This is a genomic window from Pseudomonas sp. Fl4BN1, from assembly GCF_009908285.1.
In the GTDB taxonomy this organism is placed as follows: Bacteria; Pseudomonadota; Gammaproteobacteria; order Pseudomonadales; family Pseudomonadaceae; genus Aquipseudomonas.
This window is the reverse complement of the sequence record NZ_JAAARM010000021.1, coordinates 81,556-97,807: the sequence shown is the minus strand read 5'-3', so window position 1 is coordinate 97,807 and position 16,252 is coordinate 81,556. Positions and strand designations below refer to the sequence as shown.

Genomic DNA, 16,252 nt, shown 5'->3' with positions numbered 1-16,252 from the left:
GGATTTGAGTGACAACCCATGCCAAAACGTACAGACATTAAAAGCATCCTGATTCTTGGCGCTGGCCCGATCGTGATCGGCCAGGCCTGTGAATTCGACTACTCCGGCGCCCAGGCCTGCAAGGCTCTGCGCGAAGAGGGTTACCGGGTCATCCTGGTGAACTCCAACCCAGCTACCATCATGACCGACCCGGCCATGGCTGACGCCACCTACATCGAGCCGATCAAGTGGCAGACTGTTGCCAAGATCATCGAGAAAGAGCGTCCGGATGCGCTGCTGCCAACCATGGGTGGCCAGACTGCACTGAACTGCGCCCTGGACCTGGAGCGTGAAGGCGTTCTAGAGAAGTTTGGCGTAGAGATGATCGGTGCCAACGCCGACACCATCGACAAGGCTGAAGACCGTTCGCGTTTCGACAAGGCCATGAAGTCCATCGGCCTGGCGTGCCCGCGCTCCGGTATCGCCCACAGCATGGAAGAGGCCAATGCGGTCCTCGACAAGCTCGGCTTCCCTTGCATCATTCGTCCATCCTTCACCATGGGCGGCACCGGTGGCGGTATCGCTTACAACCGTGAAGAATTCGAGGAAATCTGCGCCCGTGGTCTGGACCTATCGCCGACCAAGGAACTGCTGATCGACGAATCCTTGATCGGCTGGAAAGAGTACGAGATGGAGGTTGTCCGCGATAAGAAGGACAACTGCATCATCGTTTGCTCGATCGAAAACTTTGACCCGATGGGTGTGCACACCGGTGACTCAATCACCGTTGCTCCGGCACAGACCCTGACCGACAAGGAATATCAGATCCTGCGTAACGCCTCTCTGGCGGTGCTGCGTGAGATCGGTGTGGAAACCGGCGGTTCCAACGTTCAGTTCGGCATCTGCCCGACCACTGGCCGTATGGTCGTGATCGAGATGAACCCGCGGGTCTCCCGCTCCTCGGCATTGGCCTCGAAAGCCACAGGCTTCCCGATCGCCAAGGTCGCCGCCAAGCTGGCCGTCGGTTACACCCTGGACGAGCTGTCGAACGACATCACCGGCGGCAAGACTCCGGCGTCCTTCGAACCCTCCATCGACTACGTCGTCACCAAGCTGCCACGCTTTGCTTTCGAGAAGTTCCCGAAAGCCGATGCCCGTCTGACGACTCAGATGAAGTCGGTTGGTGAGGTCATGGCCATCGGCCGTACCTTCCAGGAGTCCCTGCAGAAAGCTCTGCGCGGCCTGGAAGTGGGCGTGTGTGGCCTGGATGAGAAGCTCGATCTGAGCAACCCGGAAAGCATGGGCGTGCTCAAGCGCGAACTGACTGTGCCGGGTGCCGAGCGTATCTGGTACGTGGCGGACGCCTTCCGTGCCGGCCTGACGGTCGAAGACATCTTCGGCATGAACATGATCGACCCTTGGTTCCTGGTGCAGATCGAAGACCTGATCAAGGAAGAAGAGAAGGTCAAGACCCTGGGTCTGGCCAGCATCGACCGTGACATGATGTTCCGCCTCAAGCGCAAGGGTTTCTCCGATCAGCGTCTGGCCAAGCTGCTGGGCGTCACCGAGAAAAACCTGCGTCGTCACCGTCACAAGCTGGAAGTGTTTCCGGTCTACAAGCGCGTTGATACCTGCGCTGCCGAGTTTGCTACCGATACCGCCTACCTGTACTCGACTTATGAAGAAGAGTGCGAGGCTGCACCGTCCGGTCGCGACAAGATCATGATCCTGGGCGGCGGTCCTAACCGTATCGGCCAGGGCATCGAGTTCGACTACTGCTGCGTACACGCGGCATTGGCACTGCGTGACGACGGTTACGAGACCATCATGGTCAACTGCAACCCGGAAACCGTTTCCACCGACTACGACACTTCGGATCGTCTGTACTTCGAGCCAGTGACTCTGGAAGACGTGCTGGAAATCGTGCGTGTCGAGAAGCCCAAGGGCGTGATCGTCCAGTACGGCGGGCAAACCCCGTTGAAGCTGGCTCGTGCCCTGGAAGAGGCTGGCGTGCCGATCATCGGTACCAGCCCGGACGCGATCGACCGTGCCGAAGACCGTGAGCGCTTCCAGCAGATGGTTGAACGCCTGAATCTGCGTCAGCCGCCTAACGCCACCGTGCGTAGTGAAGATGAGGCCATTCGCGCTGCCAGCAAGATCGGTTATCCGCTGGTGGTGCGCCCGTCCTATGTGCTGGGCGGCCGGGCGATGGAAATCGTCTACGAAGAAGAAGAGCTCAAGCGCTATCTGCGTGATGCAGTGAAAGTGTCCAACGACAGCCCCGTGCTGCTGGACCACTTCCTCAACTGCGCGATTGAAATGGACGTGGATGCGGTCTGCGACGGCACCGACGTGGTGATTGGCGCGATCATGCAGCACATCGAACAGGCCGGTGTTCACTCCGGTGACTCTGCGTGCTCGCTGCCGCCGTACTCGCTGCCGGCGCACATCCAGGACGAAATGCGTGACCAGGTCAAGAAAATGGCCCTGGAACTGGGTGTTGTTGGCCTGATGAACGTTCAGTTGGCGCTTCAAGGCGAAGACATCTACGTGATTGAAGTCAATCCGCGTGCTTCGCGTACCGTGCCGTTCGTGTCCAAGTGCATCGGTGTCTCCCTGGCGATGATCGCGGCTCGTGTCATGGCCGGCAAGACTCTGAAAGAGCTGGGCTTCACCAAGGAAATCATTCCGAACTTCTACAGCGTCAAGGAAGCGGTATTCCCGTTTGCCAAGTTCCCGGGTGTTGACCCGATCCTTGGCCCAGAGATGAAGTCCACCGGTGAGGTCATGGGGGTTGGCGACACCTTCGGTGAAGCCTTCGCCAAGGCCCAGATGGGCGCTAGCGAAGTGCTGCCGACTGGCGGTACCGCATTCATCAGTGTGCGTGATGATGACAAGCCTCTGGTTGCAGGCGTGGCTCGTGATCTGATCAACTTGGGTTTCGAAGTGGTCGCTACTGCGGGCACCGCCAAGCTGATCGAGGCGGCAGGCCTGAAAGTACGTCGTGTGAACAAAGTGACCGAAGGTCGTCCGCACGTGGTCGACATGATCAAGAACGACGAAGTCACCTTGATCATCAACACTACTGAGGGTCGTCAGTCGATTGCTGACTCTTATTCCATTCGTCGTAACGCTTTGCAGCACAAGATCTACTGCACCACTACCATTGCTGCTGGCGAAGCTATCTGCGAAGCGCTGAAGTTCGGTCCTGAAAAAACCGTGCGTCGCTTGCAGGATCTACATGCAGGATTGAAGGCATGAATAAATACCCGATGACTGTCCAGGGCGCTCGCGCCCTGGAAGAAGAACATGCTCACCTGACCAAGGTCGTGCGTCCGAAGCTCAGCCAGGACATTGGCACGGCCCGCGAACTGGGTGACCTGAAGGAAAACGCCGAATACCATGCTGCCCGTGAGCAGCAAGGGATGGTTGAGGCGCGGGTTCGTGATATCGAAGGACGATTGCAGAATTCGGTAGTCATCGATGTCACGACCATTCCTCATACCGGTAAAGTGATCTTTGGTACCACGGTTGAGATCGCCAACGTCGAAACTGACGAAAGCGTTACTTACCAGATCGTTGGTGAGGACGAGGCTGATATCAAGCTCGGTAAAATCTCTGTCGGTTCGCCTATCGCTCGTGCCTTGATTGCCAAGGAAGAGGGTGATGTGGTGGCGGTCAAAACGCCTGGTGGCGTTATCGAGTACGAGATTGTCGAAGTCCGTCACATATGAAAGAAGGCGCCCGCTCAATGCGGGCGCCATGCTTTGGCAGCTGACCCAGATGTTTTGGGTCGGCGGCTTATGGTTATTGCATCTTGGCTTGCTACCCGCTCTGGGGCAGATCGGCCTCGCGCCTTTGCTGATCGAAGAAATTTCGCTATGGCTTAGTGCGCTGTTGGTGGGTTTGTCGGCGGCGTGTGTTGTCCTGCAGGCGCTGGTATTGATCCGGTCCGAGGGGCTGAGAAGTTTGTGGCGGGATGTTCGGGGGCAACTGCTGTTGATGGCGATGTATGCGTGTGGAATGTATTTCACTGTACGCATGCTGTTGCCGGAAGCTCAGCGCTGGCAGTTGTTCAGCTATCTGATACTGGGCTTTTCGGGCCTGGTACTGGTGTTGCAGCCGGCACCTGGATGGGATCGCAGGGTGCGCCAGGCACACCCTTGACCCGAGTCGACGTCAGTGGAAACGATGGACGTTCGACAATTGCTTGTTTACCTTGGCGTTCTTGCGGTAGATCAACGCCATCTTGCCGATGACTTGCACCAGATCCGCTTTACCGGCCTTGCACAGTTCGGCAATGGCTTCCAGGCGCGATTCGCGCTCGAGGATGTTGAGCTTGATCTTGATCAGCTCGTGATCGCTCAAGGCGCGTTCAAGTTCGGCTAGCACACCTTCGGTCAAACCATTGTCAGCCACAGTCAATACTGGTTTCAGATGGTGGCCAATGGATTTGTACTGTTTCTTCTGCTCTTGAGTGAGCGGCATAATCTGACCCCTGCGTCTGATCTTGTAAAAAGCGGCGGCCAGTTTACCCGAGCGAGTCCGGGACCGCCCAGTTAATCACGACCCGTTTTATTTTTGAGGTGGCCCGTGGCCCGTTCCAAGACAAGCCTTAACTGGCTGAAAGAGCACTTCAACGACCCATTCGTCAAAATGGCGCAAAAAGATGGGTACCGTTCCCGTGCCAGCTACAAACTGCTGGAGATCCAGGAGAAGGACCGCCTTATCCGTCCTGGAATGAGTGTTGTCGACCTGGGTGCTGCACCGGGTGGCTGGTCGCAGGTGACCAGTCGTCTGATTGGTGGTCAGGGCCGACTGATTGCCTCCGATATTCTGGAAATGGACAGCATCCCCGATGTGACCTTTATTCAAGGGGACTTCACCGAGGATGCGGTGTTGGCGAAAATTCTCGAAGCTGTCGGAAATTCTGAGGTCGACCTTGTGATTTCCGATATGGCCCCCAATATGAGTGGGTTACCAGCGGTGGATATGCCGCGGGCGATGTTTCTGTGCGAGTTAGCGCTGGATCTTGCCGGCCGAGTACTGCGTCCAGGTGGTGATTTCTTGATCAAGATTTTCCAAGGGGAAGGTTTTGATGAATACCACAAGAGCGTTCGGCAGATGTTCGACAAGGTGCAGATGCGCAAACCGACATCTTCCCGTGACCGTTCTCGGGAGCAATACCTGCTGGGGCGCGGCTTCCGTGGTCGTAGTGAGTAAGTAAGAATTTTGACTGGTGCGATAGGATTTTCGTATTTCGCCCCGTCGGATTAAGCGCATATTGTGTAGTCTAAGTTTCACATAGGGTTACAGACAGCGCCTGCCAGAGCTGTAGGTAATGTAGTAAGTTAGGCCGGTGAATATCATGCGAAGCGCGCGCCAGTAGCGGAGCTTGCTTCAGAGGGTAGTTAATTGAACGACATGGCAAAGAATCTGATCCTTTGGTTGATCATCGCGGCCGTCCTCGTGACGGTGATGAACAACTTCTCCAGCCCTAACGAGCCGCAGACCCTCAACTATTCCGACTTCATCCAGCAAGTTAAGGATGGCAAGGTCGAGCGCGTAGCCGTCGACGGTTATGTGATTACCGGCAAGCGTAACGATGGCGACAGCTTCAAGACTATCCGTCCGGCGATTCAGGACAATGGCCTGATTGGCGACCTCGTGGATAACCACGTTGTGGTCGAAGGCAAGCAGCCTGAGCAGCAAAGCATCTGGACTCAACTGTTGGTTGCCAGCTTCCCGATTCTGGTGATTATTGCGGTCTTCATGTTCTTCATGCGGCAGATGCAAGGCGGCGCTGGTGGTAAAGGCGGGCCAATGAGCTTTGGCAAGAGCAAGGCGCGACTGTTGTCTGAAGATCAGGTGAAAACCACCTTGGCTGACGTTGCCGGTTGCGATGAGGCCAAGGAAGAAGTCGGTGAGCTGGTTGAGTTCCTCCGTGATCCGGGCAAGTTTCAACGCCTGGGCGGTCGTATTCCTCGCGGTGTACTGATGGTGGGGCCACCAGGTACCGGTAAAACCCTGCTGGCCAAGGCCATTGCTGGCGAAGCCAAGGTGCCGTTCTTCACTATTTCCGGTTCCGACTTTGTCGAGATGTTTGTCGGTGTCGGCGCCAGCCGTGTTCGCGATATGTTCGAACAGGCCAAGAAGCATGCGCCTTGCATCATCTTTATCGACGAGATCGATGCGGTCGGTCGTCACCGTGGTGCCGGTATGGGCGGCGGTCATGATGAGCGCGAGCAGACGCTCAACCAATTGCTGGTAGAGATGGATGGCTTCGAGATGAACGATGGCATCATCGTTATCGCCGCCACCAACCGTCCAGACGTGTTGGACCCGGCTTTGCTGCGTCCTGGTCGCTTCGACCGTCAGGTCGTGGTGGGGCTGCCAGACATCCGCGGCCGTGAGCAGATTCTCAAAGTGCACATGCGTAAAGTACCAATGGGCGACGACGTTGCACCTGCGGTGATTGCACGTGGTACCCCGGGTTTCTCCGGTGCGGACCTGGCGAACCTGGTGAACGAAGCCTCGCTGTTTGCCGCTCGTACTGGCAAGCGCATTGTTGAGATGAAGGAATTTGAACTGGCCAAAGACAAGATCATGATGGGCGCCGAGCGCAAGTCCATGGTCATGTCCGAGAAAGAAAAGCAGAACACGGCTTATCACGAAGCGGGTCACGCGATTGTTGGTCGTGTCGTGCCTGAGCATGATCCGGTCTACAAAGTGTCGATCATTCCTCGGGGGCGGGCATTGGGTGTCACCATGTTCCTGCCGGAAGAGGATCGTTACAGCCTGTCCAAGCGCGCGTTGATCAGCCAGATCTGTTCGCTCTATGGTGGTCGTATCGCGGAAGAGATGACCCTGGGTTTTGACGGTGTCACCACCGGTGCATCCAACGACATCATGCGTGCCAGCCAGATTGCCCGGAACATGGTGACCAAGTGGGGCCTTTCCGAGAAGCTTGGTCCGCTGATGTACGCCGAAGAAGAGGGTGAGGTATTCCTGGGTCGCAGTGCCGGCAGTCAGCACACGAGCGTGTCCGCTGAGACGGCGAAGCTGATCGACTCCGAGGTGCGCAGCATCATCGATCAGTGCTACAGCACTGCCAAGCAGATCCTGACTGATAACCGCGACAAGCTGGACGCTATGGCGGACGCCTTGATGAAGTACGAAACCATCGATGCCGATCAGATTGACGACATCATGGCCGGGCGTCCTCCGCGTGAACCTCGTGATTGGGAGGGCGGCTCGGGTACTACTCCTCCAGTAGTGCAAAACGAGCGTCCGGAAACACCTATTGGCGGCCCTGCTGCCGACCACTAAGGTTTTAAATGACTTCTGTTCCTTCCTCCACCCGGTTGCCTTGCGGCAACCGGGTTCTTGATCTGGCCCATGTGCATGTCATGGGTATCTTGAATGTAACTCCCGATTCCTTCTCCGATGGTGGTCGCTTCAGTCAGCTCGATCTGGCCTTGCGGCATGCCGAAGCCATGGTTGTGGCGGGTGCTACGCTGATCGATATTGGTGGTGAGTCAACTCGGCCGGGGGCTCGTGCGGTATCGCCCCTTGAAGAGTTGGAGCGCGTGGCGCCGGTTGTCGAGCGGATTCATCGCGAGCTGGATGTGATTATTTCCGTTGATACTTCTACGCCGGCGGTGATGCGTGAAACAGCTCGCCTTGGTGCCGGATTGATCAATGATGTGCGCTCGCTACGCCGTGATGGTGCCCTGGATGCTGCGGCCGCTACCGGTTTGCCGGTCTGTCTGATGCATATGCTCGGTGAGCCGGGAGATATGCAAGACAGCCCGCATTACGAGGATGTTACCCGGGAGGTGGGGGCGTTTCTGAGTGAGCGTATGGCTGCGTGTGCGGCGGTAGGTATCGGTGCTGAGCGGATTGTTCTCGATCCCGGTTTTGGCTTTGCCAAGACTTTGCAGCACAACTTGAGCCTGTTCAAGCATATGCAGGCACTGCATGCCCTCGGGCGCCCTCTACTGGTTGGGGTGTCGCGCAAAAGTATGATTGGCCAAGCCTTGAATCGCCCAGTAGCCGAGCGATTGCACGGTAGTTTGGCGCTCGCGGCCTTGGCTGTGAGCAAGGGTGCGAAGATTATCCGTGTCCATGATGTCGCCGAGACAGTGGATGTGGTGCGAATGATCGCGGCTGTGGAATCCGCCGAATAAGAATGATGGAGTACTTATGACTAAGAAATATTTTGGCACCGACGGTATTCGTGGTCGTGTGGGCGAATTCCCGATTACTCCTGACTTCATGCTCAAGCTCGGCTGGGCGGCTGGTATGGCCTTCCGCAGCATGGGCGCCTGTCGTGTGCTGGTGGGCAAGGACACGCGTATTTCTGGATACATGTTCGAGTCTGCGTTAGAGGCCGGGTTGTCCGCCGCTGGCGCTGACGTGCTGCTGCTGGGGCCGATGCCGACACCGGCGATCGCCTACCTGACGCGCACCTTTCACGCTGAGGCTGGCATTGTCATCAGCGCCTCGCACAATCCCCACCATGACAATGGCATCAAGTTCTTTTCTGGCGAGGGCACCAAGCTGCCTGACGAAGTTGAGCTGATGATCGAAGAGCTGCTGGATGCGCCGATGACCGTGGTGGAGTCGAGCAAGCTCGGCAAGGTATCGCGGATCAACGACGCCTCGGGGCGTTATATCGAGTTTTGCAAGAGCAGCGTGCCTTCAAGCACCAGTTTTGCGGGATTGAAGGTCGTTCTCGACTGTGCTCATGGCGCAACCTACAAGGTGGCGCCGAGCGTGTTCCGTGAGTTGGGCGCACAAGTCACTGTGCTGTCTGCGCAGCCTGACGGCTTGAATATCAACGAAAACTGCGGCTCGACCCACATGGGGCAGTTGCAGGCTGCTGTTCTGGCTGAGCATGCAGACCTGGGGATCGCCTTCGATGGGGATGGTGACCGGGTGCTGATGGTTGATCAGACAGGTGCGATTGTTGATGGCGACGAGTTGTTGTTCATCATCGCCCGTGACCTGCACGAGCGTGACAAGCTGCAAGGCGGCGTGGTCGGCACTCTCATGAGCAATCTCGGCCTGGAGTTGGCACTGGCGGACCTTGGCATTCCCTTTGTCCGGGCCAATGTCGGCGACCGTTATGTGATCGCTGAGTTGCTGGAGCGTAACTGGCTGGTGGGCGGTGAAAACTCCGGGCACATCGTATGCTTCCGTCATGCCACCACCGGGGATGCGATCATTGCCGCTCTGCAGGTGCTGATGGCGCTGAAGGCTCGTGGTGAAAGTCTGGCTCAGTCACGTCAGGGGCTGCGCAAGTGTCCTCAGGTGCTGGTCAATGTACGTTTTGCCGGGGGGGATAACCCGGTTGAGCATCCTGCAGTGAAAAAGGCGTGTGAGCGAGTCACTACCGCCATGGCGGGGCGTGGTCGGGTTCTGTTGCGTAAGTCTGGTACCGAGCCGTTGGTGCGTGTCATGGTCGAAGGTGACGATGAAGCACTGGTTCGTGCTTATGCCGATGAGCTGGCAAAACTGGTTGCTGAAGTTTCTGCCTGAATTCGGCTTGCCAGTGTTGTTTTGGTTGGGTAACATCTGCGCCCACTTTGACCGACGAGGTACAGCATGCGTCGCCCTATGGTAGCTGGTAACTGGAAGATGCACGGTACCCGCGCCAGCGTCGCTGAGCTGATCAATGGCCTTCGTCATCTGGCCTTGCCAAGCGGTGTTGATGTCGCGGTTTTCCCGCCTTGCTTGCATATCAATCAAGTGATTGATGGCTTGAAAGGCAAGTCGATTCAGGTCGGCGCGCAGAACTCTGCGGTGGAATCCATGCAAGGTGCGTTGACGGGCGAGATTGCCCCGAGTCAGTTGGTGGATGCAGGTTGTTCCCTGGTGCTGGTTGGGCACTCCGAACGCCGCCTGATCATGGGCGAGCGTGACGCGACCCTCAACCGCAAGTTCGCAGCGGCACAGGCCTGTGGTTTGAAACCGGTGCTGTGTGTAGGGGAAACCCTTGAGCAGCGCGAAGCCGGGAAGACTCTTGAGGTTGTCGGGCGTCAGCTGGGCAGCATCATTGAAGAGTTGGGTGTTGGTGCTTTCGCCAATGCTGTTATCGCATACGAGCCGGTCTGGGCCATTGGCACCGGGCTGACTGCAACACCGCAACAAGCGCAGGATGTGCACGCCGCCATTCGCGCGCAGTTGGCGGCAGAGAATTCTGAAGTGGCACGAGGAGTGCGGCTTCTATACGGCGGCAGCGTGAAGGCGGCCAATGCGGTCGAACTGTTCGGCATGCCGGATATCGATGGGGGGCTCATTGGTGGAGCTTCCCTGAATGCAGATGAGTTCGGTGCGATTTGTCGCGCCGCGGGAAACTGAAAAAATGCTGGAAACAGTCGTAGTCGTTTTTCATCTGCTGGGTGCCCTGGGCGTAGTTGCTCTGGTTTTGCTGCAGCAGGGTAAAGGTGCGGATGCTGGCGCGTCTTTCGGTGCAGGTGCTTCAAATACTGTGTTCGGAAGCCAAGGTTCCTCTACCTTTCTTAGTAAGTTTACTGCTATACTTGCCGCCGGTTTCTTCATAACCAGCTTGGGGTTAGGTTACTTTGCTAAAGAGAAAGCTCATCAGCTGACTCAAGTAGGTTTGCCAGATCCAGCAGTGCTTGAAGTACCAAAGCAAAAACCGGCTTCTGATGATGTCCCGGTGCTCCAAGAGCAAAAGTCGGCCAACAGTGCGACTGACGTACCTCCGGCTCAAGAGCAGAAGTAAGAAGAGTTTCATGCAGTAACGTAGTCTATGCCGAGGTGGTGGAATTGGTAGACACGCAACCTTGAGGTGGTTGTGCCCATAGGGTGTAGGGGTTCGAGTCCCCTTCTCGGTACCAATTATCAGGAGAGCCCGCTGTTGCGGGCTTTCTTGTAGGTGGAAGGTTACATTGACCCAAAAAGGGATCAGTCGTATACTTCCGCCCCAGCTTTGTCGCGGGGTGGAGCAGTCTGGTAGCTCGTCGGGCTCATAACCCGAAGGTCGTCGGTTCAAATCCGGCCCCCGCAACCAGTTTTAGCGGAGCCCCTTTTCAGGGGCTTTTTGTTAGCTGGACACTTTATAACGCCGCTATTCGACGGCGTTTCCGGGATGGGCGTTTCGCCCATTTTTTATTTGCATAAGCATGCACGAGGGGGTTCAGGTGTCGAGCAAGCTAGAACAGTTGCAGGCCTTGTTGGCCCCGGTGGTCGTGGCCCTTGGCTATGAATGCTGGGGTATCGAGTTTTCGGCTCAGGGCCGCCACTCAATGTTGCGCGTTTACATTGATAAAGAAGGCGGCGTGCTGGTGGACGATTGTGCCATCGTCAGCCGTCAGATCAGCGGTGTTCTCGACGTAGAAGATCCGATCGCCGTTGAGTACACCCTTGAAGTTTCCTCTCCAGGCATGGAACGCCCGCTGTTCACTCTTGAACAGTTTGCCAAGTATGTCGGTGAGCAAGTGAAGATCAAGCTGCGCTCGCCCTTCGAAGGTCGGCGTAACTTTCAGGGCCTTCTCCGCGGGGTGGAGGAGCAGGATGTCGTGGTGCAAGTGGATGACCACGAATTCTTGTTGCCGATCGATATGGTCGACAAGGCCAACATAATTCCCAGTTTTGACTGAGACGCGGATCCCGCGGATCCAATGGCTTGCGAAAGGCGAGGCGTACGATGAGCAAAGAAGTACTGCTGGTTGTTGAGTCGGTATCCAATGAAAAGGGTGTACCGGCAAGCGTGATTTTTGAAGCGCTGGAGCTGGCTTTGGCCACGGCTACCAAAAAGCGTTTTGAAGACGAAGTGGACCTGCGTGTGGAAATCAATCGCCACACCGGTTCCTACGAGACTTTCCGTCGCTGGACAGTGGTCGAAGAGGCCGATCTGGATGATCCAGCGGTTGAGACCTGGTTGAGCAAAGCTCACGAGACTCATCCCGATGCCAAAGTCGGTGATGTGATCGAAGAGAAAATCGAGTCCATCGAATTCGGCCGTATCGCTGCCCAGACCGCCAAGCAGGTCATCGTGCAGAAGGTTCGCGAAGCCGAGCGCGCACAGGTGGTTGATGCCTATCGCGAGCGCCTGGGGGAAATTATCTCCGGCACCGTGAAAAAAGTGACACGTGACAACGTGATCGTCGACTTGGGTAACAACGCTGAAGCGTTGCTGGCCCGTGAAGACATCATCTCCCGTGAGACTTTCCGTGTCGGTGTGCGTCTGCGTGCGCTGCTCAAGGAAATCCGCACCGAGAACCGCGGCCCGCAGCTGATCCTGTCGCGTACTGCGCCGGAAATGCTGATCGAGCTGTTCCGTATCGAAGTGCCGGAAATTGCCGAAGGCCTGATCGAAGTAATGGCCGCTTCCCGTGATCCGGGTTCGCGGGCCAAGATCGCGGTCCGCTCCAAAGACAAACGCATCGACCCGCAAGGCGCGTGCATTGGTATGCGCGGTTCGCGCGTCCAGGCCGTATCCGGTGAGTTGGGCGGTGAGCGTGTGGATATCGTCCTGTGGGATGAGAACCCGGCGCAGTTCGTGATCAACGCCATGTCGCCGGCGGAAGTCGCGGCAATTATCGTTGACGAAGATGCCCATGCCATGGACATCGCCGTTGGCGCAGACAATCTGGCTCAGGCCATCGGTCGCGGTGGTCAGAACGTGCGTCTGGCTAGCCAGTTGACTGGCTGGACCCTGAACGTGATGACCGAATCGGACATCCAGGCTAAGCAGCAAGCAGAAACCGGCGACATCCTGCGCAACTTCATCGACGAGTTGGAAGTCGACGAAGACCTGGCACAGGTGCTGGTAGATGAAGGCTTCACCAGCCTGGAAGAGATTGCCTACGTACCGCTGGAAGAAATGCTCAACATCGACGGCTTTGACGAAGACACTGTCAACGAGCTTCGCGCTCGGGCCAAGGATCGTTTGTTGACTAAAGCCATCGCTACTGAGGAAAAGCTGGCAGACGCCCATCCGGCCGAAGACCTGCTCTCGCTTGAGGGTATGGACAAGGATTTGGCGATGGAACTGGCGGTGCGCGGCGTAATTACCCGCGAAGACCTGGCCGAGCAGTCTATTGACGACCTGCTCGACATCGACGGCATTGACGATGATCGTGCCGGCAAGTTGATCATGGCCGCCCGAGCCCATTGGTTCGAGTAATTAGGCGCGGCCTGAGGAGAGAAGTGCATGACGCAAGTCACGGTGAAACAACTGGCCGATGAGGTCAAAACACCGGTAGAGCGCCTGCTGCAGCAGATGCGTGAGGCAGGTCTGCCGCACACCGCCGCCGAGGAACATGTGAGCGATAGTGAGAAGCAATCGTTGCTGACTCACTTGAAAAGCAGCCACAAGGCGAAAGTGGAAGAACCACGCAAGATCACTTTGCAGCGCAAGACCACCAGCACCCTACGTGTCGCTGGCAGCAAGAGCATCAGCGTTGAAGTGCGCAAGAAGAAAGTCTTCGTGCAGCGCAGCCCGGAAGAAATCGAAGCCGAGCGTCAACGCGAACTGGAAGAGCGTCGCGCAGTAGACAATGCTGCTCGTCAGAAGGCTGAAGAAGAAGCCAAGCGTCGCGCCGAAGAAGAAGCCCGTCGCCAGCCTGCTACTGCGCAACCTGCAGTGGCAGAAGCAGTTGCGGCTCCTGCTCCTGCTCCCGTAGCTGCGGCAGCCGTGCAAGACGCACCGGCTGCGGCCCCTGCTCCGGCAGCGGATGCTCGCAAGCGCGAAGAGCCACGTCGTCCCGACAAACCTCGCAGCGACGATAGCAGTCGTCGTGGCAACAGTGACGGCGAGCGCAAAAACGCTCCGCACCGTGCTTCGGTCAAGGAAAAGGCGCCTGCGCCGCGCGTGGCTCCACGTACTACCGACGAAGAAAGCGACGGTTTCCGTCGTGGTGGTCGCGGCAAGGCCAAGCTGAAGAAGCGCAATGCTCACGGTTTCCAGAGCCCTACCGGGCCTGTCGTGCGCGAAGTGAAGATCGGCGAGACCATCACTGTGGGCGATCTCGCCCAGCAGATGTCGGTCAAGGCTGCTGAAATCATCAAGTTCATGTTCAAGCTGGGTACTCCAGCCACCATCAACCAGGTACTGGACCAGGAAACTGCCCAGTTGGTTGCTGAAGAGCTGGGCCACAAAGTGACCCTGGTCAGCGACACGGCCCTGGAAGACTCCCTGGCCGAGTCCCTGAAGTTTGAAGGTGAAGCGGTTTCCCGTGCGCCAGTCGTGACCGTAATGGGCCACGTTGACCATGGTAAAACCTCGCTGCTGGACTACATCCGTCGTGCCAAAGTGGCCGCGGGCGAAGCCGGTGGTATTACCCAGCACATTGGTGCCTACCACGTTGAAACCGAACGCGGCATGGTCACCTTCCTTGACACCCCGGGACACGCCGCGTTTACCGCAATGCGTGCTCGTGGGGCCAAGGCGACTGACATCGTGATTCTGGTCGTGGCAGCAGATGACGGCGTAATGCCGCAGACCATCGAAGCCGTTCAGCATGCCAAGGCTGCTGGCGTACCGCTGGTTGTTGCTGTGAACAAGATCGACAAGCCAGGTGCCGACCTCGATCGCATCCGCAGTGAACTGTCGGTTCACGGCGTGACCTCCGAAGAGTGGGGCGGTGATACGCCGTTCGTGCCTGTATCCGCAAAAATGGGTACCGGTGTCGACGACCTGCTGGAAGCCGTCCTGCTGCAAGCTGAGGTTCTTGAGCTGAAAGCAACGCCTTCGGCTCCAGGTCGCGGTGTTGTGGTTGAGTCCCGTCTCGACAAGGGCCGTGGCCCAGTGGCGACCGTGCTGGTTCAAGACGGTACCCTGCGTCAAGGCGACATGGTGCTGGTCGGTTCGAACTACGGCCGCGTTCGTGCCATGCTCGACGAGAACGGCAAGCCAATCAAGGAAGCCGGTCCTTCCATCCCTGTCGAGATCCTCGGCCTGGACGGTACTCCGGACGCTGGCGACGAGATGAGCGTGGTTGCCGACGAGAAGAAAGCCCGTGAAGTGGCTCTGTTCCGTCAAGGCAAGTTCCGTGAAGTCAAGCTGGCCCGTGCTCACGCCGGCAAGCTGGAAAACATCTTCGAAAACATGGGCCAGGAAGAGAAGAAGACGCTTAACATCGTCCTCAAATCTGACGTTCGTGGTTCGTTGGAAGCTCTGCAAGGCGCTCTGAATGGCCTGGGCAACGACGAAGTGCAAGTGCGCGTAGTCGGCGGCGGCGTCGGTGGTATCACCGAAAGCGACGCCAACCTGGCACTGGCTTCCAATGCTGTACTGTTCGGCTTCAACGTGCGTGCCGATGCTGGCGCACGGAAGATCGTCGAGCAGGAAGGTCTGGATATGCGTTACTACAACGTGATCTACGACATCATCGAAGACGTCAAGAAAGCCCTGACCGGTATGCTGGGCAGCGACGTTCGCGAGAACATCCTGGGCATTGCCGAAGTTCGCGACGTATTCCGTTCGCCGAAGTTTGGTGCGATCGCAGGTTGCATGGTCATCGAAGGTGTTGTTCACCGTAACCGTCCAATCCGCGTACTGCGTGAAGACATCGTTATCTTCGAAGGCGAGCTGGAATCCCTGCGCCGCTTCAAGGATGACGCTTCCGAAGTACGTGCCGGCATGGAATGCGGTATCGGCGTGAAGAGCTACAACGACGTCAAAGTCGGTGACAAGATCGAAGTCTTCGAGAAGGTTCAGGTTGCTCGCAGCCTCTAACTCGCGCACTTCAAGAGCCGCCATGGTCAGCCGCATGCAATTGCACGGCGCCACTGGCGGACTCTAAACGCAACGCCCGGTCTGGCTTCTGTCAGGCCGGGCGTTTGCCGCTTTCAGACCACACGGGTTTCACCGTGAGGCAGTAACAGGTAACAAGACATGGCAAAAGAATACAGCCGTACCCAACGTATCGGTGATCAGATGCAGCGCGAACTGGCGCAGCTGATCCGTCGTGAAGTCAAAGATCCACGCGTCGGCCTGGTGACTATCACCGCCGTGGAAGTCAGTCGCGACGTTGGTCACGCGAAGATTTTCATCACCGTGATGGGCCAGGAAAACGCTGAAGAAATCACCCAGAGCATCAAGGTGCTGAACTCGGCGGCAGGCTTCCTGCGCATGCAGTTGGCGCGTGAAATGAAGCTGCGCAGCGTGCCGCAACTGCACTTCCATTACGATGAAAGCGTGGTTCGCGGAGCGCATTTGTCGGCCCTGATCGAGCGTGCCGTGGCAGAAGACAGCCAGCACGCCGCGCCTGCCCCTGACGACGCCAAGGAGTAAGCG

14 protein-coding genes and 2 tRNA genes are annotated in these 16,252 nt (G+C 57.4%); 15 read left to right on the top strand and 1 reads right to left on the bottom strand.

Annotated elements, in window-relative coordinates; genetic code table 11:
• Nucleotides 1–18: 18 nt before the first annotated feature.
• From carB to GV818_RS22275, 3 genes are read left to right on the top strand one after another with little or no spacing between them, the layout of a single operon-like run.
• Nucleotides 19–3,240 (top strand): carbamoyl-phosphate synthase large subunit, encoded by a 3,222-nt coding sequence (gene carB, locus GV818_RS22285; protein ID WP_161755749.1) that lies wholly within the window; start codon nt 19–21, stop codon nt 3,238–3,240.
• A complete protein-coding gene (greA, locus tag GV818_RS22280; RefSeq protein ID WP_161755747.1) occupies nt 3,237–3,713 on the top strand; it encodes a transcription elongation factor GreA in 477 nt (158 codons plus the stop codon). The genes carB and greA overlap by 4 nt, the downstream gene beginning before the upstream one ends.
• Nucleotides 3,714–3,741: 28 nt before the next feature.
• The gene (locus GV818_RS22275) at nt 3,742–4,146 is read left to right on the top strand and encodes an MFS transporter (protein ID WP_161777527.1); all 405 of its coding nucleotides are present in this window, start codon (nt 3,742–3,744) and stop codon (nt 4,144–4,146) included.
• Nucleotides 4,147–4,158: 12 nt separating this feature from the next.
• Here GV818_RS22275 and GV818_RS22270 read toward each other — a convergent pair whose 3' ends face one another.
• On the bottom strand, nt 4,159–4,467 hold the full coding sequence (locus GV818_RS22270; protein ID WP_007920867.1) for a YhbY family RNA-binding protein: 309 nt from the start codon (nt 4,465–4,467) through the stop codon (nt 4,159–4,161).
• 105 nt (nt 4,468–4,572) lie between these two features.
• Here GV818_RS22270 and rlmE point away from each other — a divergent pair, with 105 nt between their 5' ends.
• From rlmE to rbfA, 12 genes are all read left to right on the top strand, one after another.
• Nucleotides 4,573–5,202 (top strand): 23S rRNA (uridine(2552)-2'-O)-methyltransferase RlmE, encoded by a 630-nt coding sequence (gene rlmE, locus GV818_RS22265; protein ID WP_161755743.1) that lies wholly within the window; start codon nt 4,573–4,575, stop codon nt 5,200–5,202.
• Between the two features lie 201 nt (nt 5,203–5,403).
• Nucleotides 5,404–7,308 carry an ATP-dependent zinc metalloprotease FtsH gene (ftsH, locus tag GV818_RS22260; RefSeq protein WP_161755741.1) on the top strand — a complete coding sequence of 635 codons (1,905 nt, stop codon included), beginning with the start codon at nt 5,404–5,406 and terminating at the stop codon, nt 7,306–7,308.
• A gap of 8 nt (nt 7,309–7,316) precedes the next feature.
• Nucleotides 7,317–8,168 carry a dihydropteroate synthase gene (folP, locus tag GV818_RS22255; RefSeq protein ID WP_161755739.1) on the top strand — a complete coding sequence of 284 codons (852 nt, stop codon included), beginning with the start codon at nt 7,317–7,319 and terminating at the stop codon, nt 8,166–8,168.
• A gap of 16 nt (nt 8,169–8,184) precedes the next feature.
• The gene (gene glmM / locus GV818_RS22250; RefSeq protein WP_161755737.1) at nt 8,185–9,522 is read left to right on the top strand and encodes a phosphoglucosamine mutase; all 1,338 of its coding nucleotides are present in this window, start codon (nt 8,185–8,187) and stop codon (nt 9,520–9,522) included.
• A gap of 66 nt (nt 9,523–9,588) precedes the next feature.
• Nucleotides 9,589–10,344, top strand: a complete 756-nt coding sequence (tpiA, locus tag GV818_RS22245) for a triose-phosphate isomerase (protein WP_015634119.1) — start codon at nt 9,589–9,591, stop codon at nt 10,342–10,344.
• A gap of 4 nt (nt 10,345–10,348) precedes the next feature.
• Nucleotides 10,349–10,732: a preprotein translocase subunit SecG gene (secG, locus tag GV818_RS22240; protein ID WP_161755876.1), complete on the top strand. Its 384-nt coding sequence runs from the start codon at nt 10,349–10,351 to the stop codon at nt 10,730–10,732.
• 29 nt (nt 10,733–10,761) lie between these two features.
• Nucleotides 10,762–10,847, top strand: a tRNA-Leu gene (locus tag GV818_RS22235).
• A 96-nt stretch (nt 10,848–10,943) separates the two neighbouring features.
• Nucleotides 10,944–11,020, top strand: a tRNA-Met gene (locus GV818_RS22230).
• Between the two features lie 130 nt (nt 11,021–11,150).
• Entirely contained in the window at nt 11,151–11,609 is a 459-nt protein-coding gene (gene rimP / locus GV818_RS22225; protein WP_161755735.1) for a ribosome maturation factor RimP, read from the top strand.
• Between the two features lie 47 nt (nt 11,610–11,656).
• Nucleotides 11,657–13,138 (top strand): transcription termination factor NusA, encoded by a 1,482-nt coding sequence (nusA, locus tag GV818_RS22220; protein ID WP_161755733.1) that lies wholly within the window; start codon nt 11,657–11,659, stop codon nt 13,136–13,138.
• A 27-nt stretch (nt 13,139–13,165) separates the two neighbouring features.
• Complete coding sequence (gene infB / locus GV818_RS22215) at nt 13,166–15,691, top strand: translation initiation factor IF-2 (RefSeq protein WP_161755731.1); 2,526 nt, start codon at nt 13,166–13,168, stop codon at nt 15,689–15,691.
• A gap of 159 nt (nt 15,692–15,850) precedes the next feature.
• Nucleotides 15,851–16,249 carry a 30S ribosome-binding factor RbfA gene (rbfA, locus tag GV818_RS22210; protein ID WP_161777526.1) on the top strand — a complete coding sequence of 133 codons (399 nt, stop codon included), beginning with the start codon at nt 15,851–15,853 and terminating at the stop codon, nt 16,247–16,249.
• Nucleotides 16,250–16,252: the final 3 nt, after the last annotated feature.